At 62.5% G+C, this 26,383-nt stretch carries 26 protein-coding genes; 20 read left to right on the forward strand and 6 right to left on the reverse strand.

Annotation, left to right across the window (positions count from 1 at the left end):
- Nucleotides 1-115: 115 nt before the first annotated feature.
- On the forward strand, nucleotides 116-1,036 hold the full coding sequence (locus JOF28_RS12795) for a LysR family transcriptional regulator (protein ID WP_209706092.1): 921 nt from the start codon (nucleotides 116-118) through the stop codon (nucleotides 1,034-1,036).
- Between the two features lie 33 nt (nucleotides 1,037-1,069).
- Here the strand turns inward: JOF28_RS12795 and JOF28_RS12800 are convergent, their stop codons facing one another.
- From JOF28_RS12800 to JOF28_RS12810, 3 genes are read right to left on the reverse strand one after another with little or no spacing between them, the layout of a single operon-like run.
- Nucleotides 1,070-2,218 (reverse strand): acyl-CoA dehydrogenase family protein, encoded by a 1,149-nt coding sequence (locus JOF28_RS12800; RefSeq protein WP_209706093.1) that lies wholly within the window; start codon nucleotides 2,216-2,218, stop codon nucleotides 1,070-1,072.
- Between the two features lie 28 nt (nucleotides 2,219-2,246).
- Entirely contained in the window at nucleotides 2,247-2,726 is a 480-nt protein-coding gene (locus JOF28_RS12805) for a MaoC family dehydratase (protein ID WP_209706094.1), read from the reverse strand.
- Between the two features lie 3 nt (nucleotides 2,727-2,729).
- Entirely contained in the window at nucleotides 2,730-3,881 is a 1,152-nt protein-coding gene (locus JOF28_RS12810; protein WP_209706095.1) for an acyl-CoA dehydrogenase family protein, read from the reverse strand.
- A gap of 335 nt (nucleotides 3,882-4,216) precedes the next feature.
- Here JOF28_RS12810 and JOF28_RS12815 point away from each other — a divergent pair, with 335 nt between their 5' ends.
- The 4 genes from JOF28_RS12815 (at nucleotide 4,217) to JOF28_RS12830 (ending at nucleotide 8,943) form a co-directional block, all read left to right on the forward strand.
- Nucleotides 4,217-5,401 (forward strand): thiolase family protein, encoded by a 1,185-nt coding sequence (locus tag JOF28_RS12815; RefSeq protein WP_209706096.1) that lies wholly within the window; start codon nucleotides 4,217-4,219, stop codon nucleotides 5,399-5,401.
- Between the two features lie 67 nt (nucleotides 5,402-5,468).
- Nucleotides 5,469-6,245 carry an electron transfer flavoprotein subunit beta/FixA family protein gene (locus tag JOF28_RS12820; RefSeq protein ID WP_209706097.1) on the forward strand — a complete coding sequence of 259 codons (777 nt, stop codon included), beginning with the start codon at nucleotides 5,469-5,471 and terminating at the stop codon, nucleotides 6,243-6,245.
- 11 nt (nucleotides 6,246-6,256) lie between these two features.
- A complete protein-coding gene (locus JOF28_RS12825; RefSeq protein ID WP_209706098.1) occupies nucleotides 6,257-7,234 on the forward strand; it encodes an electron transfer flavoprotein subunit alpha/FixB family protein in 978 nt (325 codons plus the stop codon).
- A 284-nt stretch (nucleotides 7,235-7,518) separates the two neighbouring features.
- On the forward strand, nucleotides 7,519-8,943 hold the full coding sequence (locus JOF28_RS12830) for a cytochrome b/b6 domain-containing protein (RefSeq protein ID WP_245189967.1): 1,425 nt from the start codon (nucleotides 7,519-7,521) through the stop codon (nucleotides 8,941-8,943).
- Between the two features lie 98 nt (nucleotides 8,944-9,041).
- On the opposite strand, the gene coaA is transcribed toward JOF28_RS12830, so the two are convergent.
- On the reverse strand, nucleotides 9,042-10,025 hold the full coding sequence (gene coaA / locus JOF28_RS12835; RefSeq protein WP_209706100.1) for a type I pantothenate kinase: 984 nt from the start codon (nucleotides 10,023-10,025) through the stop codon (nucleotides 9,042-9,044).
- A 32-nt stretch (nucleotides 10,026-10,057) separates the two neighbouring features.
- On the opposite strand from coaA, the gene glmS reads away from it, so the two are divergent.
- The 8 genes from glmS (at nucleotide 10,058) to JOF28_RS12875 (ending at nucleotide 16,888) form a co-directional block, all read left to right on the forward strand.
- A complete protein-coding gene (gene glmS / locus JOF28_RS12840) occupies nucleotides 10,058-11,908 on the forward strand; it encodes a glutamine--fructose-6-phosphate transaminase (isomerizing) (RefSeq protein WP_209706101.1) in 1,851 nt (616 codons plus the stop codon).
- Between the two features lie 30 nt (nucleotides 11,909-11,938).
- Nucleotides 11,939-12,346 (forward strand): holo-ACP synthase, encoded by a 408-nt coding sequence (locus JOF28_RS12845; RefSeq protein ID WP_209706102.1) that lies wholly within the window; start codon nucleotides 11,939-11,941, stop codon nucleotides 12,344-12,346.
- Nucleotides 12,343-13,533, forward strand: a complete 1,191-nt coding sequence (alr, locus tag JOF28_RS12850; protein WP_245189968.1) for an alanine racemase — start codon at nucleotides 12,343-12,345, stop codon at nucleotides 13,531-13,533. The genes JOF28_RS12845 and alr overlap by 4 nt, the downstream gene beginning before the upstream one ends.
- A 77-nt stretch (nucleotides 13,534-13,610) precedes the next feature.
- A complete protein-coding gene (gene tsaE, locus JOF28_RS12855; protein WP_245190362.1) occupies nucleotides 13,611-14,108 on the forward strand; it encodes a tRNA (adenosine(37)-N6)-threonylcarbamoyltransferase complex ATPase subunit type 1 TsaE in 498 nt (165 codons plus the stop codon).
- Complete coding sequence (gene tsaB, locus JOF28_RS12860) at nucleotides 14,105-14,785, forward strand: tRNA (adenosine(37)-N6)-threonylcarbamoyltransferase complex dimerization subunit type 1 TsaB (protein ID WP_245189969.1); 681 nt, start codon at nucleotides 14,105-14,107, stop codon at nucleotides 14,783-14,785. The genes tsaE and tsaB overlap by 4 nt, the downstream gene beginning before the upstream one ends.
- Entirely contained in the window at nucleotides 14,782-15,252 is a 471-nt protein-coding gene (rimI, locus tag JOF28_RS12865) for a ribosomal protein S18-alanine N-acetyltransferase (protein ID WP_342452175.1), read from the forward strand. The genes tsaB and rimI overlap by 4 nt, the downstream gene beginning before the upstream one ends.
- Entirely contained in the window at nucleotides 15,249-16,331 is a 1,083-nt protein-coding gene (gene tsaD, locus JOF28_RS12870; RefSeq protein ID WP_209706104.1) for a tRNA (adenosine(37)-N6)-threonylcarbamoyltransferase complex transferase subunit TsaD, read from the forward strand. Before rimI ends, tsaD begins: the two co-directional genes overlap by 4 nt.
- Before the next feature lie 113 nt (nucleotides 16,332-16,444).
- Nucleotides 16,445-16,888, forward strand: coding sequence for a DUF4190 domain-containing protein (locus tag JOF28_RS12875; RefSeq protein ID WP_209706105.1), 444 nt, complete (start codon nucleotides 16,445-16,447; stop codon nucleotides 16,886-16,888).
- Nucleotides 16,889-16,996: 108 nt separating this feature from the next.
- Here the strand turns inward: JOF28_RS12875 and JOF28_RS12880 are convergent, their stop codons facing one another.
- Nucleotides 16,997-18,241, reverse strand: coding sequence for a THUMP-like domain-containing protein (locus JOF28_RS12880; RefSeq protein WP_209706106.1), 1,245 nt, complete (start codon nucleotides 18,239-18,241; stop codon nucleotides 16,997-16,999).
- Nucleotides 18,238-18,921, reverse strand: coding sequence for a DUF4190 domain-containing protein (locus JOF28_RS14620; protein ID WP_245189970.1), 684 nt, complete (start codon nucleotides 18,919-18,921; stop codon nucleotides 18,238-18,240). The genes JOF28_RS12880 and JOF28_RS14620 overlap by 4 nt, the downstream gene beginning before the upstream one ends.
- Before the next feature lie 227 nt (nucleotides 18,922-19,148).
- Between JOF28_RS14620 and groES the strand changes: the two genes are divergently transcribed.
- From groES to guaA, 7 genes are all read left to right on the forward strand, one after another.
- On the forward strand, nucleotides 19,149-19,445 hold the full coding sequence (groES, locus tag JOF28_RS12890; RefSeq protein ID WP_209706107.1) for a co-chaperone GroES: 297 nt from the start codon (nucleotides 19,149-19,151) through the stop codon (nucleotides 19,443-19,445).
- Nucleotides 19,446-19,543: 98 nt separating this feature from the next.
- Nucleotides 19,544-20,455, forward strand: a complete 912-nt coding sequence (gene rarD / locus JOF28_RS12895; RefSeq protein WP_245190365.1) for an EamA family transporter RarD — start codon at nucleotides 19,544-19,546, stop codon at nucleotides 20,453-20,455.
- A 99-nt stretch (nucleotides 20,456-20,554) separates the two neighbouring features.
- The gene (gene guaB, locus JOF28_RS12900; protein ID WP_209706109.1) at nucleotides 20,555-22,057 is read left to right on the forward strand and encodes an IMP dehydrogenase; all 1,503 of its coding nucleotides are present in this window, start codon (nucleotides 20,555-20,557) and stop codon (nucleotides 22,055-22,057) included.
- A 141-nt stretch (nucleotides 22,058-22,198) separates the two neighbouring features.
- A complete protein-coding gene (locus JOF28_RS12905; RefSeq protein WP_209706110.1) occupies nucleotides 22,199-23,320 on the forward strand; it encodes a GuaB3 family IMP dehydrogenase-related protein in 1,122 nt (373 codons plus the stop codon).
- Between the two features lie 4 nt (nucleotides 23,321-23,324).
- Nucleotides 23,325-24,242 carry an SURF1 family cytochrome oxidase biogenesis protein gene (locus JOF28_RS12910; protein ID WP_342452176.1) on the forward strand — a complete coding sequence of 306 codons (918 nt, stop codon included), beginning with the start codon at nucleotides 23,325-23,327 and terminating at the stop codon, nucleotides 24,240-24,242.
- A 5-nt stretch (nucleotides 24,243-24,247) separates the two neighbouring features.
- Nucleotides 24,248-24,700: a DUF3817 domain-containing protein gene (locus tag JOF28_RS12915; protein ID WP_209706111.1), complete on the forward strand. Its 453-nt coding sequence runs from the start codon at nucleotides 24,248-24,250 to the stop codon at nucleotides 24,698-24,700.
- Nucleotides 24,701-24,730: 30 nt separating this feature from the next.
- Nucleotides 24,731-26,314, forward strand: coding sequence for a glutamine-hydrolyzing GMP synthase (guaA, locus tag JOF28_RS12920; RefSeq protein ID WP_209706112.1), 1,584 nt, complete (start codon nucleotides 24,731-24,733; stop codon nucleotides 26,312-26,314).
- The last annotated feature ends 69 nt before the right edge of the window (nucleotides 26,315-26,383 follow it).

Consider the following 26,383-nt stretch of genomic DNA (forward strand, 5'->3'; position numbering starts at 1 on the left):
TCTGAGCGTGAAGATAGCTGAATTATGCAGGTCTAGTCTCACTTTCCCAGGCTGATCTATGCGTGTCAAATGCCTAATTGTTCTTAATTGTGTCCCCATGCGCAATAATTGATATATGGAGATTTCACAGGTGCGCGCCTTCCTGGCTGTCGCGGAAGAATTGCACTTTGGGCGTGCAGCTGACGACCTTCGGATCGCACAGCCACAACTCAGCCGAACCATCCGACAGCTCGAGGTTCAGTTGGGGGGCAGACTCTTTGAACGCAGCACTCGTCGTGTGAGCCTGACTGCGCTAGGTCAAACGGTGCGCGGCCCCATGAAAGCTGTAATGCAAGCTGTGGACTCAGCGGAAGCAGCCGCTCGAGCCGCAGTGGAAGGGAAGATTGGGCGTGTGCGAATCGGGTTCGGTGGCATATCGTCGCACGAAGTCATGGGGCAGGTCGCAAGACTCGTGCGTTCGGAACAGCCAGGTATTCAGCTCGAGATCGATGGAAACCAGTTTGGAGTACGTGCGCTAGAGAGCGTGGCTAATGGTGATCTGGACCTTGCGATCGTGCGTTTCGATCGGGAGGTGCCGGGCATTTCTATGCGCGTCATGGGGCGTGAGCGGTTTGTGCTGGCGGTGCCTGAGGGAAGCCCGCTGGCGCTTGTGGAACGCATTACCTTCGCGGATCTTGCGGGGGAGTGGTTCGTTACTCTTCCTAGTTCGCAGGGATCGGCACTGGCAAACGCGCTTCTCATGCATGCTCACCGAGCTGGCTTCGTGCCGAAGATTGCGCAAATTGCACCAGATTCACGGGTGGCAATGGTGCTCGTGGCTGCTGGCGTGGGGGTGAGTCTCACCGTGGAGTCGGTGAGCGAGCGAGTGCGAACACCAGGGGTGGTGTTCCGGGAGCTTGACCAGGGGCTGCCAACGCTTGAGGTTAGGTTGGCCTGGCGGGAGAATGCTTCGAATCCTGCGGCAGAGGCGGTGCTCGAAATGGTCGAGCGTGTAATGCCTGACTTCAATGCCGTTGCGGCAGGAGGCCTTCGATGAAGGGTTGAAGGCCCCCAGCCGCGAAAGGGGTACTTACATCCCCGCAGATTTCAATAGCTGTCGCGCCAAAACGAGCTTTTGCACTTCGCTCGTTCCCTCATAGATGCGAAACAAGCGGGCAGCGCGATAGAACCGCTCAACGGGCACGGAGCGCATATATCCGAGTCCTCCATGAATCTGCACGCCTCTGTCGGCGACACGTCCGAGCATCTCGCTTGCAAAAAGCTTGGAGGCCGATGGGCCTAACTTTCGGTCGGTCCCGTCCTGGTAATCTCGTGCTGCATCTAGTACTAGCGCTTTCGCGGCACGGAGCTCGGCGTACGACTCGCCAAGCATTCCCTGTATCAGTTGGAAGGTGCCGATGGGTTTACCGCCCTGCTTTGCCTCGGCGGCGTAAGACACTGACTCGTCAAGGATGCGCTGTGCTTGCCCAACGCAGATAGCTGAAATGTGTAAGCGCCCCTTAGCAAGGGAGGCCATGGCCGCGTGGAAACCAACCTCTTCGGCGCCACCCACCAGTCGGTCTGTGCCGACGGTCACATCGTCAAAGAATATCTCGCTAGTCCATGCGCCTTCCTGGCCCATCTTCTTGTCATGTGGTCCGATGGTGACACCTGGAGCGCTGGTGTCCACGAGAAAGGCCGAGATTCCCTTGGTGCCGGTTGCCGCGGGATCGGTACGCGCGAAGACTATGAGTACCTGGGCCAGCTGGGCGTTGGTGATAAAACGCTTGGCCCCATTAATTCGGTATGTGTCGCCCTCCCGAACTGCGGTCGTGCGCAGCCCACTTGGGTCAGAGCCGGCCTCTGCTTCTGTGAGCGCGAAGGACGCAATCACTTCACCAGAAGCGAGTCGCGGAAGCCAGGCCTGTTGTTGTTCGGGGGTGCCGTAATTGACGAGCACCTGCCCAGCAATGCCGTTATTGGTGCCAAACAGTGAACGGAAAGAAGGCGTGGTGTACCCAAGTTCCATCGCGAGGCGCACATCTTCGACTGCGTTTAGCCCAAGCCCACCATGCTCCTCGGGAAGTGCCCAGCCGAAAAGACCGAGATCTCTCGATGCGTCGATGAGCTCGTCGGGAATGCGATCTTCGTCCTCGATCTGCTCTTCGAGTGGGATAACTCGGGTCCGAACGAACTCACGCACCGTGGTGAGCACGTCCTGAAAATCTTCTGCATCCATTGGGATGTCCTTTCTCAGATCTTTCGAATTATGACTGTGGCGTCGACGCTGAGGTAAATAAAATCACTGTCTGCGCGACGCAGACTGGCTTGCCACCAGAGTCTGACTCGACCACATGGCCGAAGGTGATCCGGCTGCCTGTTGGCGTAGCTTCGACAGACACTACGGTCACTGTGTCACGAATGCTTGAACCAGCCAGCAGCGGTTGTGGAAACCGAACTTTCTCCAGGCCGTAATTCACTCTGGCGCTGAACCCGATAGCTTCGAACGTTTGGTTTGCGAGCGCTGGGATAAGCGAGAGCAACAAAAATCCATGTGCGATGGTGCCCCCAAATGGGCCCGTTGAGGCACGCTCAGGGTCGACATGAATCCACTGCTCATCACCTGTATTGGCGCCGAACCTGTCGATCATGCGCTGGTCGACGAGAAGCCAATCGCTGGTGCCTACGGTTTTGCCGATGAGTGCGGTAAAGCCTGTAGTCCCGTCGATAATGCGTTGCTGTGTCACTACTTACAACCCACCCCGGGAAACGAGCTGAGCCGCGATGACATTGCGCTGAACCTCGTTTGTGCCTTCGCCGACGATCATGAGCGGTGCGTCACGGAAGTAACGTTCAACGTCATACTCGGTGGAGTAGCCGTAGCCACCGTGAATTCGCACCGCATTGAGCGCAATTTCCATGGCGGTCTCCGAAGCGAAGAGCTTCGCCATACCGGCTTCCATGTCGCAGCGTTCGCCGCTGTCGTACTTTTCGGCCGCGAAGCGTGTGAGCTGGCGAGCAGCTGTAAGTTTCGTAGCCATATCTGCAAGGTAGTTGCCGATGGACTGGTGTTTCCAAATGGGCTTGCCGAAGCTCTCGCGTTCCTGCGCGTACTTGAGCGCATCTTCGAGGGCGGCGGCTCCGACGCCGAGGGCGCGTGATGCCACCTGGATACGGCCGGTTTCCAAACCTCGCATCATCTGGCCGAACCCTTCGCCAGATACGCCACCCAGAACAGCTGACTTATCGATGCGGTAATCTGTGAAGTTTAGCTCGCAGCTCTCGACACCCTTGTAACCGAGTTTGGGTAGATCGCGCGAGACCTCGAGTCCGGGGCCGTGCTCAACGAGCACAATTGAGATGCCCTTATGGCGGGGACTTGCGGTGGGGTCGGTCTTGCAGAGCAACGCGATGAGATCCGACCTGCGGGCGTTTGATATCCAAGTCTTCGAGCCATTGATGACGAGACTGTCATCCTCTTCGCGGGCAACTGTGCCCATGGCCTGCAAGTCTGATCCGCCGCCAGGTTCGGTCAGCGCCATAGTGGCGCGCACCTCGCCAGTGGCCATGCGCGGTAGGTAGCGTTGCTTCTGTTCCTCTGTGCCAAAGAGTGTGAGGAGTTTCGCGACGACGGTATGTCCACCCATGGCGCCTGCAAGAGACATCCAACCTCGTGAGAGTTCTTCGGTGACGCTTACGTAGCAGGGCGTGGACACCGGCATCCCACCATATTCCTCGGGCACTGCGAGACCGTAGATACCGATCTCCTTCATTTGCTCGATCCACTTTTCGGGATACTCGTTCGCGTGTTCTACCTCGCGCACGGTCGGCTTGACATCGCGGTCGACGAAAGCTCGAACGGTTTCGACGAGGAAGTCTTCTTCTTCAGTGAGGTGCGACATGAAAAATCTCTTCTCGGTACGTCTGTGTACAGGGGCCAGGGTGGACGATGCCGATAAAAGTGCGGCACCGATCCCGTGACGGCTACTCTAGACCATAAACCTGCGCATAGTTTTTCTGGGTGAGTATTTTTGGGATCTGATTCAGGGCGCCTCGTGGCTGGTGGTCGAGGGGGTGAGTGTGCTGGCAGCTTCTGTATTGGTGCCACTGCGGGTTTTGGTTGTGACTCGAGCCGCGGTTCAAAGGGGGAAAATGTGCAAGTTTTTAAAGATGATAATTATGCGCAGAATTAAGTTATAGTGAGTTTTATTATCCTGAAGCGGAACCGGAGAAAACCGTGGCTCGAGACAAAGTTGTCATTCTGAGTGGTGCACGCACCCCCGTAGGCTCCTTCGGTGGGTCATTGAAAGATGTTGACGCATATGCACTCGGTGCTGCTGCGGCTGTCGAAGCGCTGCGTCGCGCGGGAGTCGCCGGCAGCGAAGTAGGTGAAGTCATCATGGGATGTATTTCTCAGGTGGGGCCAGATGCCTATAACGCGAGGCGGGTAGCGTTGGGTGCGGGGCTACCGCCGTCCGTACCTGCCGTGAACGTTAACCGATTGTGCGGATCTGGACTTCAGGCAGTGTGGTCAGGCGCTCAGGAACTTCTGTGGGGTGGAGTCGACGTAGTTGTCGCGGGTGGAAACGAGTCAATGTCACGCACTCCGTTCCTCGATTTTCATTCACGAGGAAACTTACGCCTTGGCAACAGAGTCACACTGGACGGCACACTTGCGATCCTCACCGATCCTTTCAGCGAGCAGCACATGGGTGTCACCGCGGAGAACGTTGCAGACAAGTTCAACGTCAGCCGAGCTGAACAGGACGACTTTGCCGTTGAATCGCAGAGGAGAGCTGCAGAGGCTGCCGCGCAAGCCGCGTTCGCCGAAGAAATTGTTTCGGTATTTTCTGGTGGACGTATGTCGACCGAAGTTTCTACAGATGAACACCCCAAGCCCGAGACCACAATAGAGACGCTCGCAACGCTGCGACCAGTGTTTCGCGCTGAGGGCACGGTGACGGCCGGAAACGCCTCAGGTATTAATGATGGTGGAGCTGCCACTGTACTGATGCGTGAATCTGATGCACGTGATCGGGGGTTGTCGGGGCTCGTTACCTTAGAAGCGGTCGCGACAGCTGCGATGGAGCCGGAGCTGATGGGGTATGCCCCGGTTATCGCGCTCGATCGGTTGTGGCAACAGACTGGGCTGACTCCGGCAGATGTCGACGTATTCGAACTTAATGAGGCATTTGCGTCCCAAGCCATCGCGGTGATCCGCGATGCCGGGCTCGATACCGAAAAAGTAAACCCATACGGCGGGGCGATTGCGTTAGGGCACCCAGTAGGTGCGACCGGTGCCATCTTGACGGTTCGTGCGGCGCTCCATCTGAAACGTCATGACTTGGAGTACGCGGTCGTCACGATGTGTATTGGCGGCGGTCAGGCGTTAGCTGCGCTCCTGCGCCGTTGGGAATACTAACAGCGCTCCGTCGCGATGAACGATCAACATTTTTTAAAAACTAGTAAGTAAAAAAGGAGCGAGCTCAATGAAAATTATTGTGCTGGTGAAGGAAGTTCCTGACACCTATGGTGACAGGAAATTGAACTTGGAGACGGGGCTTGCCGACCGTGCGGCGAGTGAATCGGTGCTTGACGAGATATCGGAGAGGAGTCTCGAAGTAGCCTTGTCTTATGCGGACTCGCAGGCGGGTACCGAAGTAGTCCTTCTATCAGTAGCCCCGGAGGGATCTACCGCGACGGTGCGCAAAGGTCTTGCCATGGGTGCAGACTCAGCGATTCATATTGCAGATGTAGGGCTCGTCGGAGCCGATATCACGCTGACCGCTCAAGTTCTCGCCGCAGCGATTAGCAGAGTTGGGTTCGACCTGGTCATTGCAGGTAACCTTTCCACCGATGGGTCGGGGGGGATGGTTCCTGCCGCACTTGCTGAGCTCTTGGACGTCGCGCATATGACCGGGCTGAACGAGATCACGATTACGTTAGATGCCGTCTCAGGTGCGCGTGAGATTGAAGGCGGTGCTCAGCAAGTTTCGGCGGCACTACCGGCAGTCGTGTCAATTACGGAAGCGCTACCTGATGCGAGATTCCCTAATTTCAAGGGAATCATGGCCGCTAAGAAGAAGCCGCTCGAAGTGCTGAGTGCTGCTGACCTGAACGTCGACATTGACGACTCGCAGATCGCCCGCACAATCATGTTGAGCGTTGCGCAGAAACCACCGCGAGCCGCTGGCGTGCGGATCGTGGATGAGGGAGACGCCGCTGAAAAGCTTGCGGATTTCCTCGTCGAGAACCGTTTGGTATAAGGAGACCGCACATGACGAATTACCCTGCTAACGCGATTCTTGTTCTGGTTGAAACGACTCCAGCGGGTGAACTAGCCAAACCGACTGCTGAGCTGATTGGTGCGGCTTCTACGGTAGGAGTACCTGTCGCACTGCTGTTGAGCCCTACCGGGGTGGATTTGTCTGCTCAGGTTGCCGGACTTGGAGCAACCTCAGTGCTTATTGCAGAAGAAGCTGTACTTGGGGGACTGAGTCGCAACGCCGTCGATGCGCTCGCCGCTGCGGTTTCCGTGGTGCAGCCAGACGCGGTGCTGGCTTCGCACTCCGTGAGCAGTCGCGACATTGTGGCACGGTTTGCGGTGCGTAGCGGTTCCGCGGTATCCGTAGACGCCGTAGGTCTTTCACGCGATGATCTTGGCGTGGTGGCCGAACATTCGGTGTACGGCGGCGCTTATAATGCGACCTCCTCGGCGACATTTGGTGCTCCTATTATTACGCTGCGCCAGGGATCAGTTGATGCGCGCGCAGTACAAGCTCCGCTGGTCGCCGCGCCGCTTCAATTTGTGGCCGGAGACAAACCTGCCGCGCGGGTGGACTCATTCGAAGCCGAGACCACACAGTCCTCTCGACCTGAACTTCGCGGTGCCGCAAAAGTTGTTTCTGGCGGACGCGGGCTTGGTTCAAAGGAGCAGTTCGTGCTTGTCGAACAGCTTGCAGATGCGCTCGGCGCCGCAGTTGGGGCGTCACGTGCCGCAGTCGACGCGGGTTATGTTCCACAATCGCATCAGGTCGGTCAGACCGGGGTTTCGGTATCGCCGCAGCTCTATGTCGCGCTCGGAATCTCGGGTGCAATTCAGCACCGGGCGGGTATGCAAACTGCAAAAACAATTGTGGCGATCAACAAGGACGCCGACTGCCCAATCTTCGAAGTAGCTGACTTCGGGGTGGTCGGTGATCTATTCCAGATCGTTCCGAAGCTCATCTCCCTCCTTGAAGAGAAGAAGAAGTAGCCATGGCGACTTATTCCGGACAGCTTAGACAAGGGCTACCTCGGTTGCCTGGCGGAGCACCGTGGCCTACAAACGGCGTTGCGCGTGGCATGGCCACAGACGCGGTTCTGCGAGACGGGGCTGCGGCAGATGCCACCGCGAAGACAGCTGAGACGACGATCCCGGATTCAGTGTTGCTCCTACCACTTAATCCGTCCGCCTCAATCTTGCCAACGCCATTAACCGCGCTGCGACGCGGATTACCACGCGTGCCCGGTGGAGAACCATGGCCTCTCGAAGGTGCCATGGCAGCTGCGCCGGTCATAACTGCGTCGGTTGGAATCGCATCGGTGCTTAAACCTGCCAATCTCCAGAACGAGGCGACGGCGTATCGAGAAGAGCATCGTGTAACTGTGCGCAAAGCCGAAATTCCTGAAACGCAGGCTGCTGCCGTGAGTCCCAAAGCAGCGGAGTCGCTCAGTACACCTGAAACAGGTGAGGCCAGCCACGGTGCCATATTAAGGCGCGGTCTGCCTCGGGCGGCAGGTGGGGCACCATGGCCCGATGCAGGGTTCGCTCCAGGAAACCCTATGCCGCAAAGAGCGCCGGAAGTGATCGTCGAGGCAAACCCAGGTCCTCCTGCGTTAATTGTCGAAGCCAGCACCGCTCCTGAACCACCTATAGCAATGTCTCCTCTTTCTGACTTCGCACCTCGTGAAGTAGAGCCCGAAGCAGTGGATCCAGCTGTTCCCAGCGCAGCGCCTCAAGCTGAGGAATCGTCCCTGCAGAGGAGACAAACCACGGTAACCAGCCCCGTGACGCGGCCTCGCATGATCGGTTCGCGCTTGTTGTCACAGTGGATCAAACTCGGGATACTTGGTGTGGCGGCCGTCGTGTTCGCCGCGGCGATCATAGTCTTAGCCGCGCGAGGAGTCACGACCCTGCCGGGCGTACCCGAGTTCCTGAAACGCTACCCGGGGGAATACCATCTACCAGCCGTCACCGATCCTGGATTCCCGACTTGGGCCAGATGGACACACTTCCTGAACTTCTTCCTAATGATTCTGATTATCCGATCAGGCTGGCAAGTACGCACGCAGCAGAAGCCACCAGCATTCTGGACACCGAAAAGCGGTGGCAAGAAGATCAGTATCAACCTGTGGCTGCATACATCGCTTGACATCTTGTGGATGACGAATGGTGTGGTTTTTATAGTGCTTCTGTTTGCGTCTGGCCACTGGGCGCGGATCGTCCCGACAAGTTGGGAAGTGTTCCCCAACGCGGCATCAGCGATGCTCCAATACCTGACACTGGAATGGCCTGTGGAGAACGGCTGGGTGAACTACAACAGCTTGCAACAGATCATGTACTTCTTGGTCGTCTTTGTCGCGGCACCATTAGCTGTAATTAGTGGGGTACGAATGAGTGAATGGTGGCCTGGAAAAGCTGAGAAGCTCAACAAGTTATACCCAGCTCCGCTTGCTCGCGCAATCCATTTCCCCACGATGCTGTTCTTTGTGCTGTTCATCGTGATTCATGTGTTCCTGGTGCTCTCGACGGGAGCCCTGCGTAACCTGAACCACATGTTCGCTGGTACTGACGTCGTCAACTGGGTAGGATTCTGGCTATTTGCAGGCGGGCTTTTGGCGACGGTAGCTGTGGTGCTCACAGCGCGTCCACTTGTGATCGCCCCTATTGCGAGCCTGTTTGGGAAAGTCAGTAACCGATAAGCTGATCGTGCCGGTGCGAGCCCGTACGTAAAGAGGAGGATGTGCCCGCGGGCACATCCTCCTCTTTACGTTGGTGGGGCAGTTACGTGGCGTACGGGCTACAGCTTGCGCAGCAGCACGCTGTGCACGCGATGGTCGGCGTCCTTGCGCAGCACGAGGCTTGCGCGCGCCCGTGTCGGCCTGATGTTCTCAATGAGGTTGGGCTCGTTGATGTTGATCCAGAAGTCATCGGCGATCGCGATGGCGGCCTCGTCATCGAGGTTCGAGAACTTACGAAAGTGCGAACTCGGGTTTGAGAAGGCCGCCTGGCGCAGGCTGAGGAAGCGGTTGCGGTACCACCGCCAAATATCAGGGGTGCGCGCATCGACGTAGATCGAGAAGTCAAAGAGATCGCTGACGGCCACGGGGTGGCCCGTTGACGGCGGCTGCAGCACGTTAAGGCCCTCGACGATGAGGATGTCGGGGCGACGCACAACGGTCACTTCACCGGGCACGATGTCATACACGAGGTGGCTGTAGTGCGGGGCGACAACCTCGTCGACCCCCGACTTCACCTGCGACACGAAGCGCAGCAGTGCGCGGCGGTCATAGGACTCTGGAAAACCTTTGCGGTCGGCAATGCCGCGCCGCTCGAGCTCGGCATTGGGGTACAAGAACCCGTCGGTGGTGACGAGCTGCACGTTGGGGGTCTCAGGCCAGCGCGCCAACAGATCGCGCAGAATGCGGGCCACCGTTGATTTGCCCACCGCAACTGAACCGGCGATACCGATCACAAACGGGCTTTGGCGATCGTTTTCACGGTGTAAGAACCCGCGCGTGCGCGCGTGCATATCGCGTGCGGCAATCGCGTACTGGTTAATGAGCCGGCTCAGCGGCAGGTAGATGTCTGACACCTCAGCCATGTCGAGCGGCTCACCCAGCCCGCGAAACGACGCGAGCTCCTGTTCAGTGAGGGGGAGCGGGGTTTCACCTGCGAGTCGGGCCCATTCGTCGCGACCGATCTCGTCAAAGGGGGAGGTGAATTCGGGTCGGATGAGTGCCTGAGTGTCGGTGCTCAGCACTTGATAGCTATTCTCGGACATTGTGCATCCATGGTGCCACTAAAATAGAGCGCATGTGTGGAATCGTCGGATATGTCGGCCCAAATAATACGGTCGAAGTGCTACTGAACGGACTGCGACGTCTGGAGTACCGCGGTTACGATTCGGCTGGAATCGCCGTAATCGATAACGCGGGCAACGTTGCTGTGCGTAAACGCTCGGGCAAGCTCGTGCGCCTGATCGAACGGCTTGAAGACGACCCGTTGCCTGCCGGTTCCACTGGAATCGGTCACACCCGCTGGGCCACGCACGGCGGCCCGACCGACGAGAACGCGCACCCGCACCTCGGCGATAACGGCAAGCTTGCCCTGATTCACAACGGCATCGTTGAAAACTTCAGCGAATTGCGCGATGAGGTTCTCGCCGGCGGCGTGTCGCTCGTCAGCGAAACTGATTCAGAGGTGGTTGCGGCGCTGCTCGGCCTCGAGATGAACCGCGTCGGCGATCTCGAGACCGCGTTCCGCGGCATCGTTGGCCGCCTGCACGGCACGTTCACGCTGCTCGCCACCCACCAGAGCGAGCCCGGCAAGGTCGTGGCCGCGCGCCACCACTCACCCCTCGTGGTCGGCCTGGGCGACGGCGAGAACTTCTTGGGCTCAGACGTTGCCGCGTTTGTGTCATCGACGCGACGCGCCGTTGCCGTTGACGAAGACAACATCGCCGTGATTACCGCCGATGAGGTGCGCATCACCGACTTCGCTGGTAACCCCGTTGAATTCTCAGAGTTCGAGGTGGAGTGGGACGCTGAAGCGGCAGACAAGGGCGGCTGGTCTTCCTTCATGGCGAAGGAGATCAATGAGCAGCCCGAGGCCGTAGCCAATACGATCCGGGGACGCATTGAGAACGGTCGGGTCGAGATCCCCGAGCTCACGGCGCTGGGCGACGACGTGCTGCGCAACATTGATCGCATCGTGATCATTGCCTGCGGCACCGCCTCGTACGCCGGCCAGGTGGGCGCGTACGCGCTCGAGCAGTGGGCCCGTATTCCCGTCGAGGTGCAGCTCAGCCACGAGTTCCGTTACCGCGACCCCGTGCTGTCAGATCGCACGATGGTGATCTCGGTGAGCCAGTCGGGCGAGACGATGGACACGCTGATGGCCGTGAAGTACGCGATCGAACGCGGCGTCACCACCGTCTCGATCTGCAACACGCAGAGCGCCACGATTCCGCGTGAATCTGACGCGGCCGTGTACACGCACGCCGGCCCCGAGGTCGCTGTGGCCTCGACGAAGGCGTTTGTCGCGCAGATCACCGCGCTGTACCTGGTGGGTCTCCACCTCGCTCACGTGCGCGGCACGATCGATCCCGCGGCAGAAGCCGCAGCGCTCGTGCAGCTGGAAGAGCTGCCCGAGAAGGTGCGCGAGGCCGTCGCCACCCACGAACAGGTGCAGCAGCTGGCACACTGGATGGCCGACACACGCTCGGTGTTGTTCTTGGGCCGCCACGTTGGGTTCCCGATCGCACTCGAGGGTGCGCTCAAGCTCAAGGAGATCGCGTACATCCACGCTGAGGGGTTTGCCGCCGGCGAGCTCAAGCACGGCCCCATCGCGCTCATCGACCACGGCCAGCCCGTGTTCGTGATCGTGCCGAGCCCGCGCACCTCGCCGCTGATGCACTCGAAGATCGTGTCGAACATTCAAGAGATTCGGGCCCGTGGCGCCCGCGTCATCGCGATCGTCGAGAAGGGTGACACCGCCGTGCTGCCGTTCGCCGACGAAGTGATTCGTCTGCCGCTGAGCGACCCGCTCTTCGACCCGGTACTGCAGGTGGTACCGCTGCAGTGGTTTGCGCTCGAACTGTCGACCGCGAAGGGGCTCGATGTTGATCAGCCGCGCAACCTCGCAAAGTCAGTGACCGTAGAGTAACTCGATGGGTGGTGCGCGCGAGAGCCGACGATGATCATAGGGATCGGTGTCGACACAGTCGATTTGGGGCGCTTTGAGCGCCAGCTCGCGCGCACTCCCGCGCTCGCGGCGCGGTTGTTTACCGCGCCCGAGCGCGAACTTTCCATCGCTTCTTTGGGCGCGCGATTCGCCGCGAAAGAAGCGCTGATCAAAGCGCTCGGTGGTTCTGACGGCATCAGCTGGCAGGATCTCGAGGTGCTGCGCGGCGAGGCACGCGTACCGTGCTTCACGCGCACTGCAGCCCTCGAACGGGCATTGCAGGCGAGGGGCGGCGACCACGTACACGTGTCGCTGACCCATGACGGTGGTATCGCGACGGCGTTTGTCGTGGTTGAGGCGCGCATGAGTGCTGCGCAGCCCGCGATGCCGCGATCCGAGGATAAAGCGAGGCAAGAATGAGAACCGGATCAATGCGGGTCGCCGAGGTTTCGATGCCCGCGATTCGCCACAATGTGGGCCGCATTCGTGCGCTGACCGGCGGCGTCGTGATCGCCGTGGTGAAGGCGAACGGTTACGGCCACAGTGCCCGGTTCGCTGCGCAGGCCGCCCTCGACGGCGGCGCCACCATGGTGGGCGTCACCGATCTTGAGGAGGCGCTGGCGCTGCGTGAGGCCGGTATTTGCGGCCCCATTCTGTGCTGGATCCACGGCACGAACGTCGATTTTGTGCCCGCGGTCACCGAGCAGATCGAGATCGGTGTGAGCACGCTCACGCAGCTCGAAGCGCTCGCGGCGGCAACGATCGTGGCGGGCAAACCCGCCGTGGCCCAGCTCAAAATTGATACGGGGCTGAGCCGCAACGGTGCTTCACGCGCCGACTGGGATGCATTGTTTGCGCGTGCCGCCGAGCTGCATCGCGCGGGCACCGTGCGGGTGCGCGGCATCTTCAGCCACCTCGCAAACGCGGGCGATGAGGCCGACCGTGCGCAGGCCGCAGAGTTTGACGACGCGATTGCGACGCTTCGGGCGCACGGCGTTGATCCTGAGCTGATCCACCTGGCCGCCAGCGCCGCCACCATCACCTCACCTCACCTGCACTACACCGCGGTGCGGGTGGGCATCGTGATCTATGGGCTCAGCCCGGTGAGCGACAAAACTTCGGCGCAGTTGGGGCTCGTGCCCGCGATGACGCTGCGCTCAGAGGTCATCATGCTGCGCGGCGTGCCCGCGGGCACAGGCGTCTCATACGGCTTCAACCACGTGTGCGAAACCGCGACGACCCTCGCGCTGGTGCCGATGGGGTACGCCGACGGGATGCCGCGCGCGCTCAACGGCTCGGGCGCCTGGGTGACGATCGCGGGTGAACCGCGCCCCATCGTGGGCCGCATCGGCATGGACCAGTTCATCGTTGACGTCGGGCCACAGGCCGGCCGCATCAAGCTGGGCGATCCGGTGGTGCTGTTTGGCGACCCCGAGCGCGGCTACCCGGCCGTCGAGATTTGGGCGGGCCTGATGCACACGATTAATTACGAAATTATCGCGGGGATTGGGTCGAGAGTGCTCCGGATCGCGGCCGACGCCGAACCAGGCACAGACGCCGAACCGAGCACCGACGCAGGCCCCGCGGCTCAGGGAGCAGCAGCATGACCGCGGCAGAGCTCGGGCACCAGGAGCCCGGGGCTCACATCACCGTCGAGCGGGTCGAAGCGGTCTCACCCGACGAGATGCACGAGCTGGGGGTGCGGCTGGGGCGCGTGCTCGCCGCGGGCGACCTGCTCATTCTCACCGGCCCGCTCGGCGCCGGTAAAACGACGCTCACCCGCGGCATCGGTGAGGGCCTGGGCATTCGCGGCCCGGTGCAGAGCCCTACGTTTGTGATTGCGCGCACCCACCCGTCGCTGGTGGGTGGGGCGCCGCTCGTGCACGTTGATGCGTACCGGCTGTCTAACTCTGACGAGCTCGACGACCTCGACCTCGATTTTGAGGGCTCGGTCGTCGTGGCAGAGTGGGGGGCGGGCGTCTTGGATCCGGATGGATCTTGGATCGAGATTGAGATTCACCGCCCCACCGGCGCTGGCAGCGCGAGCAGCCCAGAGGACGGCGGCGCGGGCGAGCCCGAGGCCGCCGCGGCAGACGAAGATTGGTCAGAGGCGCCCGTTGAGGCGCGGCAGATGACGCTCACCGGGCATGGCCCGCGCTGGGCCGAAGGGATTCTTTCATGACCACGCAGTTGGCACACACGCAGGTAATGACGACCGTCGGGCAGGCCCCCGAGCTGGGGGAGCGCTGCCTGCTCGCGATTGACACGTCGATCGGCACCAGCGTCGCGCTGGGCTGCAACGGCACCGTGTGGGCGGTCGCGAGCGAGAACCCACGCGGTCACGCCGAAGCCATCGGCACGCTGCTCGCCCAGGTCTTCGCCGACAGCGGCGTTGCCGCGAGCCGGGTCGACGGCGTCATCGCTGGCATGGGGCCGGGCCCCTTCACCGGCCTGCGCGTGGGGATCGCAGCGGCCCAGGCATTCGCTGCGGGCCGCAATGCCCCCGTCTACGGGCTGCAGAGCCACGAAGCCGTGGCGTTGGCTGCCCTCGAGCTGGGTGCCGCCGCCGAGGTGCGCGTGGTGACCGATGCTCGCCGCAAAGAACTGTTCTTGACCGATTACCGGGCCCTGTCGTGGGCCGGTATCCCCGAGGTTGCGGCCGGCCCGAGTTTGATGCCGCGCGAGGGATATGAGGCGGTGCCTGGCGAGATGTGGCCCACCACAATTGATGCCGCAGGGCTCGTGCGCCTCGCCGCCCGCCGTCTGGCCGCGGGCATCACATTTGCCGGCGATCAGGCCCTCTATCTGCGTGAACCCGACGTCGCGAAGCCGGGCCCGCAGAAGCGGGTGAGTGCGTGAGCGCCGTCCCCGCGTTGCAGCTGCGCGACGCCCGCCCGGGCGACCTTGCCGAGATTTGGGCGATTGAAGCGGCAGTCTTCGGTAACGAAGCCTGGAGCCTCGCTTTGATGGAAGAGGAACTCGCGGCGAAACACCGCACCTACCTGGTGCTTGCAGACGCATCGGATGCGGTGCAGGGGTACGCGGGGCTGCTCGCGGTGGGCTCTGAGGGTGATATTCAGACGATCGCGGTGGCTCCGGGCCACCGCGGCACCGGGCAGGGGCGACGCCTCATCGAAGCTCTGCTCGAGCGCGCCCGCGCTAAGGGTGTGCGTGAGATCTTTCTTGAGGTGCGCGCAGATAACCCGGTGGCCCGCGCGCTGTACACCAGCCTCTCGTTTGACGAGATCGGCGTGCGCCCCCATTACTACCAACCCGACAACGTTGATGCCGTCGTCATGAAGAAGCAACTGAAGGATCACTCGTGAGCACTGCAGAACCCCTCGTACTGGGAATCGAGACGAGCTGCGACGAAACGGGCGTGGGCATCGTGCGGGGCCGCACCCTGCTGGCGAACACAATCGCCTCGTCAATGGACGAGCACGCCCGCTACGGTGGCGTCGTGCCAGAGGTGGCCGCGCGTGCGCACCTCGAGTCGATGCGCCCCACGATTGAGCAGGCCGTGGCAGAGGCCGGCATCGAACTACAAGATCTTGACGCCATCGCCGTCACCTGCGGCCCCGGCCTCGCGGGTGCACTGATGGTGGGGGTCGCCGCAGCGAAGGCGCTCGCGGTCTCCCTCGATAAGCCGCTGTATGCCGTGAACCACCTCGTGGGGCACGTGGGCGCCGACCTGTTGCAGGGGGAGGGGCTGCGGCCCGCCGTCGGCGGTGTCGGTGAACTCGAGCTGCCCACGGTCGCACTGCTGGTGTCGGGTGGCCACACCTCACTTTTGCTGGTGCGCGATCTCGTGAGCGACGTCGAGATGCTCGGCGAAACCATCGACGACGCGGCCGGCGAAGCCTTCGATAAGGTGGCGCGGCTGCTCGGCCTGCCCTACCCCGGCGGGCCGCAGATCGACCGCGTGGCCGCCGAGGGCGACCCCAAGGCCATCAGGTTTCCCCGCGGTCTCACCCACGCAAAAGATCTCGAACGGCACCGATACGATTTCTCCTTCTCGGGGCTCAAGACCTCAGTGGCCCGCTGGGTCGAGAAGAAGCGCGACGAGGGCGGCGAAGTACCCATCGCTGATGTCGCGGCAAGCTTTAGAGAAGCCGTCGTTGACGTGCTGCTGACCAAGGCGCTCGCGGCGTGCGCCGACCTCGGCGTGCCGCGCCTGCTGCTGGGCGGTGGCGTGGTCGCGAATGCTCGGTTGCGCGAGGTCGCAACCGAGCGCGCGCGGGCCGCTGGCATCGAGCTGCGTGTGCCGCCGCTGTCGCTGTGCACCGACAACGGCGCGATGATCGCATCGATCGGTGCGCAGCTGGTTGCGGCGGGTCACGCCCCGTCTGGCTTGGCGTTTGGTGCCGACTCGACACTCCCGGCGACTCAGATCCAGGTGCGCTAGCCACCGCGTGATCGCGGGGAAGTTTGGCTGAGGTCATGGGATTTGTCCCTGAACCCGGGTAGCGTTGTTATCTCAAGAGCTGCGGCACACGCAGCGTATTCGAGGAGGACATCGTGACTGACAACCTGCCCCCCAACCAGCCCGAGAACCCCGAACTGGCTGATCTGGTCGCAGGCGCAGCGCCCGCATACCGTGGCGAGGCCGCACCCGTGCAGCCCGGCTATGCCGCTGCGCCTCCCGTCGCAGGGAAGACGCTCGGCATTGTGGGCCTCGTGCTCGCGATCCTCATTCCGATCGTCGGCCTGATTCTCAGCATCGTCGCGTTCATCCAGTCAAAGAAGGCTGGGGCACGCAACATTCCCGGCCTGATCGGCATCATCTTGGGCGCGCTCGGCACGATCGTGTATATCCTCATCATCGTGTTCATCGTGCAGGCTGGTCTGAAGGGCGTCGAAATCATGGAGGTCTGCGCTGCCGACCCCACCGCAAGCGTGGAGTACCTGGGTCAGGTGCTGCCCTGCTCGGCGCTCACCGACGAGCAGCTCACCGGCTTCTAACCCAATACGGTTTCGCCGCAGCACGAAACAGGGCGCCACTGGATCATCCGTTGGCGCCCTGTTTCGTATGCGCGGGCGCGGTGAGCGTCGGTGCTGTCTTGACCGCGGTCAGCAGCGCTCGGCGAGCAGGGCGATGTGGCCGCCCCGCGCATCACGCGTGAGAAACACGGTGGCCGACTGCTTACCCTTGAGCTTCAAACGCTTGCGCAGCGACGCCGGATCAATATCGACCCCGCGTTTTTTGATCTCAAGGGTGCCAATATTGCGCTCAGCGAGGGCGCGGCGCAGCTCCTTCTCTTTCGAGGGGAGCTCATCGAGCACCCGAAATGCCTGCGCGAACGGTGTCTTCGTAAGCGTGTCTGACGTCAGATACGCGATGCGATCGCTGAGCATGCCCGCGTCGAGCGAACGGCCGAGATCGCCGATGAGGCGGGCACGAATTACCGCGCCGTCGGGCTCGTATAAGTACTCACCCAGTTCGCGCACCTCGGCGTCTTCGGCGTCGGCTGCGGCCGTGAGCTCGTGCGCTTCGCTCTCGCCGCGCATCACGAGCGCCGCGCGGCGTATCCCGTCACGCGCCGCGGCACCAAACCACAGCCCGGTCTCAACGACCTGACCATCCACCGAAATCCACTGCGCCTCAGCGTCGGCCGGAATCAGATCGCGGTCGAGCCCCGGCCCCAACTTCACGCCGGTGGGCATGCGCTGCGCCACCGCGAACGCGAAGGCGAGCGAGGGGGAGTAGTCATCGGGGGAGGCGACGCGGCGGGTGTCGCGGTGCCCCGCGGTGCGGCGGGCGGGGTCAAGAAACGCCCCGTCGATGCCCGCGAGGTCAAACGATTCGGCGTCGGCGCGCACCGCCGCGGGCACCGGGCGCCCCAGCTTGCGGCCCAACGTCGCAAGATTGTGGGTGGCCAGCGTCGCCGTATACGGGTCAAGTTCGACCGCGTGCGGCGTCACCCCCGCGGCGAGCAGGGCGAGCGACTCGGCCCCGATACCGCACCCGAGGTCTGCCACCGAGCGGCACCCGGCCCGCACAAAACGTTCGGCGTGGGTGCGGGCCACGCGTGCGCGGGTGGCCTGCTCGAGGCCCGCCTGGGTGAAGAGCAGCGCGTCGGCGAGCTCCCCGAACTTGCTTCGGGCCTTCATGCGTAGCTCGGCCTGCGTGAGCGCGGCCGCAATCAGCGCCGGATCAACCTCACGCTTGCGCAGCTGCGTATTGAGCTGGCCTGCCGTCACACCGGGCTCAGCGAGCCGCTCACTGACCTCGGTCAACAGGGCGAGACCTGGCTCGGTCAGCAGTTCCTCCCACCCTGGCGCTGCCAGGGCGGGAGGATCGAGGGGATCGATCATGAACTGTATGAGTACGACGAGTAATCAGCAATCTCATTGAAGACCGAGCTCATGCTGGTGATCATGGCCATAATCAAGAACGCGTACGTGATCACGAAGAGCAACACGAACACGAAGTACGCGTAGCTGATGATGAGGCCGGTGAGACCCAAGCCGCGACCGGCGTCACCGTTGCGCTTGATCTGGCTCAGACCGATGTGCCCAAAGATGATTCCGGCAAGCGGAGCGATAAACGCAAAGACGATCGAGAGGAACGCGAACGTGTTGGTGCCGCCGAGCGTGGTGCCCTGCGACGGCGCACCCACGGCGGGCGGCTGCACGTACGGCTGAACGGGCTGCTGCGTGTGCTGCGCGGCAGGCCGCTGCATATTCGCGAACGCGCCCTGCTGTGCGCGGTAGGGCTGCTGCTGTTGGGCCTGCTGCGCGGCGGGCGCCTGCTGTGCCTGGGGCTGGGCAGGCTGGGCCTGTCGTGATGCTTGGGCCTGCTGTGCTGCCTGGGCCTGCTGAGCGGCCTGCTGCTGAGCAGCATGCGCGGCCTGAGCCGCCTGGTCGATCTGTGCGTACGGCCTGGTCTGCTGCAAATCGGGGAGCTGCTGCGTGGGGAGCGCCTGCGTTACCTGCTGGGCCTGTGCGGCGAGCGACGCATTCTGCTGGGGGTCAGGGGTGTTCGGCGTGGACATGAGTCCTCCTCGAAGTGCGACGGGCGGGGCGATCACGGGTAAAACACCCGCGAAACGGTGGTTCTAGTCTAGGGCGGTGCGATAAATTCCGTTCGCTGTGCGCGATACCGTGGCGCTGCATTGGCACTCCCCTTGCACGAGTGCCAAACTGAGACATAGACTCTGAGGTGGGCGCGCACGCAATGGGCGGGCGCGCAAGCACTTCAGCCATCGGAAAGAGGTCAACTGTGTCGGTAGCTATCAAGCCGCTCGAGGATCGTATTGTTATCAAGCAGGTCGAGGCCGAGCAGACCACTGCTTCAGGTCTGGTCATTCCCGACAGTGCGAAGGAAAAGCCCCAGGAGGGCGAGGTCGTGGCAGTAGGCCCCGGTCGCGTTTCTGACAGCGGCACCCGCATTCCTCTCGACGTCGTCGTTGGCGATGTTGTGATGTACTCGAAGTTCGGTGGCACCGAGATCAAGGTTGGCGTTGACAACTACCTCGTGCTCTCGGCTCGCGACATCCTCGCAGTCATCACGCGCTAAGCGCTGATTACCCATTACGGGCTCTCGACCATGCGGTCGGGGGCCCGTTTTGCGTGTGCGGGGCGGCACTTCGCAGATAGGCTGAGCCGGTGACACAAATGCGAGCGGGACTGGGGTATGGCGTCGGCGCGTACCTCGTCTGGGGCACCTTCCCCATCTTCTTCGGCCTGATTGCGGTAGTGAATCCGCTTGAGGTCGTGCCGTGGCGCGTGGGCACGACCCTCGTGTTCTGCGCACTCATCGTGACCATCTCACGGCGCTGGGGTCGCGTGCTCGCGATTATCAAACGGCCGAGGCTTTTGGGCTGGTTCGCCCTGTCTGCGGTGCTGCTTTATGTCAACTGGCAACTGTTCGTCATCGGGGTGATGTCGGGCAACGTCATCGAGACGGCGCTCGGGTACTTCATCAACCCGCTGTTCACGATTCTCATTGGCGTCGCCTTTCGCGGTGAAAAGCTCACCAGGCCGCAGTGGTTCGCTGTGGGCATCGCGGCCGTAGGCGTCGTCATTGCCGCGGTCGGATACGGCAGCTTCCCGTGGATCGCGCTGGGGATCGCCGCATCATTTGGGCTCTACGGAGCCGTGCACAAACTCGCGGGCGAAGAGGTTGACGGGGTCACCGGTCTCACGGTCGAGACCATGGTCTCGGTGCCCATCGGCGCGGTGCAGATGATCATCGTCGCAAACCTCGTGGGCATCGGTGCATTTGCGCACGGCCCCTGGATCGCGGTGCTGGTGCTCGCCAGCGGCGTGATGACTGCGGTGCCGCTGATCCTGTTCGGTGAGGCGACGCGCAGGCTGCCGCTGTCGTACATCGGTTTCTTGCAGTTCATCACCCCGGTGCTCAGCTTCCTCTACGGTTTCCTTGTGATGCACGAGCAAGTATCGGTCACCCGGTGGATCGGGTTCATCGCCGTGTGGATCGCACTGGTGATTCTCGTCAGTGAAATGGTGACCCAGCACCGTCGTTCGCTACGGGTTACGGGCAGCGTGGCCACAGCTGCGGAATGATCCCAGCTGCCGAGACGTTAGACTACTTTGAAGGCGCCCGACTCCACCCATGAGTCTGTGAGCGCCCCGAAAACTTCACTACACGACAGATGAGGTGCCATGGAACAGCGTGATCCCTTCGCATTTACCGGACTAACCTACGACGACGTGCTGCTCCTTCCGGCGCACACCGATGTCATTCCGAGTGAGGCTGACACGTCAACTCAGCTCACCCGTCGGATCCGGCTCAATATTCCCCTGGTGTCAGCTGCAATGGACACCGTGACCGAGACGCGCATGGCTGTAGCCATGGCGCGTCATGGCGGCCTGGGTATTCTGCACCGTAACCTCTCGATCCAGGATCAGGCCGAAATGGTCGACCGGGTCAAGCGCAGCGAAGCTGGAATGATCACGAACCCAGTGACCACGACGCTCGATGCAACGGTGGCAGAGGTCGACGCCGTGTGCGGCGAATACCGCGTCTCGGGTCTGCCCGTCGTTGATTCCAACGGCGTGCTGCTCGGCATCATCACCAACCGCGACATGCGGTTCATCGATCAGAAGGACCGCTCGCAGGTGCGGGTCGCTGAAGTGATGACGCGCATGCCGCTGATCACTGCCCCCGCGGGGATTCCCCGCGAACAGGCCGCGGCCATCTTCCGCGAGCACAAGATCGAGAAGCTGCCCCTGGTTGACGCTGAGGGCAAGCTGACCGGTCTAATCACGGTCAAGGACTTCGACAAAGAAGAGCAGTACCCGCTCGCCACGAAGGACGACGCAGGTCGACTGCGTGTGGGCGCGGCTGTGGGCTTCTTTGGTGACGCGTGGAAGCGCGCGGGCCAGCTCGTTGATGCTGGCGTCGACGTGATTGTGGTCGACACCGCCAACGGCGACAGCAAGGGCGTGCTCGACATCATCGCCAAGATCAAGGCTGACCGTGCATTCGACGGCGTCGACATCATTGGTGGTAACGTCGCAACGTACGCCGGCGCGAAGGCAATTGTTGACGCCGGCGCCGACGCGATCAAGGTGGGTGTTGGCCCCGGGTCGATCTGCACCACTCGCGTGATCGCAGGCGTGGGCGTGCCCCAGGTCACCGCGGTCTACGAGGCTGCAAAGGCTGCCACCCCCGCCGGAGTACCCGTGATCGCCGACGGCGGTATGCAGTACTCGGGCGACATCGCCAAGGCCCTCGTGGCTGGCGCTTCCTCGGTTATGATGGGCTCGCTGCTCGCCGGCACCGATGAAAGCCCCGGCGATCTCGTGTTCGTGGGCGGCAAACAGTTCAAGAACTATCGCGGCATGGGCTCGCTCGGCGCGCTCCAGACCCGCGGCGAACGCACCTCGTACTCGAAGGATCGTTACTTCCAGGCCGACGTGCCCAGCGACGAAAAGCTGATCCCCGAGGGCATCGAGGGCCAGGTCGCATACCGCGGCCCGGTCGGCTCAGTCGCTCACCAGATGGTCGGCGGCCTGCGCCAGTCGATGTTCTACGTTGGCGCGCGCACCATCACCGATCTGAAGGAGCGCGGCCAGTTCGTGCGCATCACCTCGGCCGGTCTGAAGGAAAGCCACCCGCACGACGTGCAGATGGTTGTTGAAGCACCCAACTACCGCAAGTAGTCGCGCGTGTTGAGTGGTGGCCCGGGATAATTCCCGGGCCACTGCTATTTCTGGCGTCTTTCGGTCAAGATCTGGCGAGAATTCGGGCCCGGATCCGGGACGTTGCGGGGGCGTGCAGAATTCGCCGGGTAGACTAGGTATGTGAGCAACGAGATCGAGATCGGCCGTGGAAAGCGCGCACGTCGCGTATATACCTTCGATGAGATCGGAGTCGTGCCGACAAGGCGCACCCGTGACCCGGAGCTGGTGTCGACCTCGTGGTCGATCGACGCATTCCAGTTTGATATTCCTGTGTTGGGCGCGCCGATGGACTCGGTGATGTCACCTGACCAGGCCATCGCACTGGGGCGCCTGGGCGGCCTGGGCGTCCTCAACCTTGAGGGCCTCTGGACACGCCACGAGAACCCCGAGCCGCTGCTGGCAGAGCTTGCCCTCGTCGAAGACGAGCGCGAAGCCGTCATTCGTATGCGCGAACTCTACGAAGCCCCCATCCTTCCTGAACTGATTCGCGACCGCATCGGTCAGGTACGCGACGCAGGCGTGACGGTCGCTGGCGCCCTGTCGCCGCACCGCACCGCAGAATTCACCGACACCGTGGTGAAGGCTGGCGTTGACCTGTTCGTGATTCGTGGCAACACGGTTTCAGCCGAGCACGTCTCGCAGGGCGCACGCGTGCCGCTGAACCTGAAGCAGTTCATCTACGAACTCGACGTTCCCGTGATCGTGGGCGGCGCAGCCACCTACCAGTCGGCTCTGCACCTGATGCGCACTGGCGCAGCGGGCGTGCTCGTCGGCTTCGGCGGCGGCGCATCCTCGACTACCCGCGTGACGCTCGGCATTCGCGCACCGATGGCCACGGCCATCGCTGATGTTGCCGGCGCACGCATGGACTACCTCGACGAGTCGGGCGGGCGCTACGTGCACGTCATCGCCGACGGTGGCCTGGGCACCTCGGGCGACCTCATTAAGGCCATGGCCTGCGGTGCCGACGCAGTCATGCTCGGCGCAGCGCTGGCACGCGCCTCCGACGCGCCCGGCCACGGCTGGCACTGGGGTCAGGAAGCACACCACGAAGACCTGCCCCGCGGCCGCCGCGTACAGGTGGGCTCGGTTGCCCCGCTGACCGAAATCGTCAACGGCCCGGCACACCTCGCCGACGGCACGTCAAACCTGATGGGTGCACTGCGTCGCGCAATGGCGACCACCGGGTACTCGGAGCTCAAGGAGTTCCAGCGCGTGGGTATCGTCCACGCTGAGCGCTAACACAGTGTCGGGCTCGAAGACCCCCGAATACCTGGGTGAGCCCACGCTCGCCCGGGTGATGCGGCGGCCCCAGTGGATCCTGGCACTGCTGCTCGCCCTCGCGGTGGCTGCCGGGTTTGCCCTGCTCGCGCAGTGGCAAGCCGGCATCGCCGTGCAGAACCAAGCGCAGGAACAAAGCGACACCGAAACACCGCGTCCACTCGCTGACCTGGCCTCGGCCACCAAGGGAGTCACCGATGCTGGCGCAGAAATGGTCGCCTTGGCCGGCGGCGAATTTGCCGCCGAAGACTTCGTGGTCGTTTCCTCCCGCGTGAACGACGGCGTCGAGGGCAGCTGGGTCGTGGGCAACCTCGTCACCCAGGCCCCCAACGCCGAGCCGGGCGCGCACCTCGCGGTCGCCGTCGGTTGGTCGCCGAACGAAACCGCGGCACAGGCGATCGCTGATCAGCTGTCGCGCGATCCGGCGCTGCTTGATGGCTCGTTGATTGAAGGCCGCTACATGGTTGCCGAGGCGCCCGAAGTGCCGCGGCCCGATGCCGACCCGCAGGCCTTGGACACCATGATGCCGGCGCAGCTGGCGAATGTGTGGGGGCACGTCGACGGGCCCGTGTACGCGGGATTCCTCGTGATGCACCCGAGTGACCCCGCCGAACTAGCCGCACTCGGGCTCGACCCGATCGACTCGTTTGCGCCCGTGCCCGCCGACGCCGTGAACTGGCTCAACGTGTTCTACGCGATTGAATGGCTCGTCTTTGGCGGATTCGCGGTCTTCTTCTGGTACCGACTGTCGCGCGATGCGTGGGAGAAGGAACACGAGATGCAGATCCTCGAGGCCGAAGCCGCCGCAGAGGCAGCTGCCGCGCCCGCGTCCACCGAAGACACCGTCGCCGCCGCACCCAACACCGCTCGAAAGGTAGACTAGAAGTCATGCAGTTGCAGCCCAAACCCGCCGATTTTCCGCGCATTCGTAAGGCGCTGTCCGTATACAAGGTGACCTCGGTCATCACCGGTGTGATGCTGCTGTTGCTGTGCGCGGTCATGGTGATGAAGTACGCGTTTCACGTGCAGCTGTTCCTGTTCACGCCCACCGGTTTCGCGGAATTCGTGCCGCTCGCACCCGAGGGGATTGACGCCGACTTCACCGGCTCGGGCTTCGACCTGTTCAAGGCGATCTTGATCGCCCACGGCTGGTTCTACGTCGTCTACCTGGTCTCTGACTTCATGCTGTGGAGCCCGATGCGCTGGAACTTCTCGAAGTTCTTGCTCATCGCGCTGGGCGGCGTGATTCCCCTGATGTCGTTCTTCCTTGAAGCGAAGATCGTACGCGACGTCAGCTCCTACCTCGACGAGCGCGAAGCAGCGCTCGCGGGCGCAAACTAGACTTCTCTTACCTTCAAGCGAAAGGCCAGCATGGCAGAACAAACAGGGACCGCGCACCGCCCAGTGCTCGTGGTCGACTTCGGCGCGCAGTATGCGCAGCTGATTGCCCGACGGGTGCGCGAGGCTGGGGTCTACTCAGAACTCGTACCGCACACCATCTCGGCGGCAGAGGTTGCTGAAAAGCAGCCGCTCGGCATCGTGCTCTCAGGCGGCCCCTCCTCGGTATACGAGGAAGGTGCACCCCAGTTTGACGACTCGATCTTCGATATGGGGATCCCCGTGCTGGGCATTTGCTACGGCTTCCAGGTCATGGCACGCGCACTCGGCGGCACCGTCGGTAACACCGGCGACCGCGAGTACGGTGCCACCGACGCAACGGTCGTGGGTGACGGCGGTGCGATTCTCGCCGGCCAGCCCGTCGACCAGAACGTCTGGATGAGCCACGGCGATGCCGTGCAGAAGGCCCCCGAGGGCTTCGACGTACTCGCCTCGACGAGCGTCACCCCCGTGGCTGCCTTTGGCTCGCCCGCCAAGAAGATGTACGGCGTGCAGTGGCACCCCGAGGTGAAGCACTCGGCTTTCGGCCAAAACGTGCTCGAGAACTTCTTGCACACCGTTGCTGGCATCGCTCCTGAGTGGAACGCCGGTAACGTGATCGCCGAGCAAGTGGCACGCATTCGCGAGCAGGTAGGCGACTCCCTGGTGATCTCGGCAATGTCTGGCGGCGTGGACTCGGCTGTTTCGACTGCGCTCGTGCACAAGGCCATCGGCGACCAGCTCACCGCTGTGTTCGTCGACCACGGTCTGCTGCGCAAGGGCGAGCGCGAACAGGTTGAGCGCGACTACGTCGCATCGACCGGTGTGCGCCTCATCACCGTTGACGACGCTGATACGTTCCTCGGCCACCTCGCCGGAGTCACTGACCCCGAGACGAAGCGCAAGATCATCGGTCGCGAGTTCATTCGCACCTTTGAGCGCGTTCAGCGCGAGCTCGTCGAAGAGGCGAAGGCCTCGGGCAAGTCCGTGAAGTTCCTCGTACAGGGCACCCTCTACCCCGACGTTGTTGAGTCGGGTGGCGGCTCTGGCACCGCGAACATCAAGTCGCACCACAACGTGGGCGGCCTGCCCGACGACCTCGACTTCGATCTCATCGAGCCGCTGCGCACCCTGTTCAAGGACGAGGTACGCGAGATTGGCCGCGAGCTGGGTATTCCCGAAGAGATCGTCTCACGTCAGCCGTTCCCCGGCCCCGGCCTGGCGATTCGTATCGTCGGCGAAGTAACGCGCGACAACCTCGAGATTCTGCGCGAGGCCGATGCGATTGCTCGCGCCGAGCTCACCGCAGCCGGTCTCGACAAGACGATCTGGCAGTGCCCGGTTGTGCTGCTCGCAGATGTACGCTCGGTGGGCGTGCAGGGCGACGGCCGCACCTACGGTCACCCGATCGTACTGCGCCCCGTTTCGAGCGAAGACGCGATGACCGCTGACTGGACGCGCGTTCCCTACGAGGTGCTTGCACGCATCTCGAACAAGATCACGAACCAGGTACCCGAGGTGAACCGCGTGGTGCTCGACGTCACGTCGAAGCCGCCGGGGACCATCGAGTGGGAGTAAGCGGAACAGCAGTGCCCATGCGTGGGCGCTGCGACACCGCCACGTGATCGTGTGATCACACCAAAAACC

Origin of the sequence: Leucobacter exalbidus (genome assembly GCF_017834145.1) — a bacterium.
GTDB classification, from domain to species: Bacteria; Actinomycetota; Actinomycetes; order Actinomycetales; family Microbacteriaceae; genus Leucobacter; species Leucobacter exalbidus.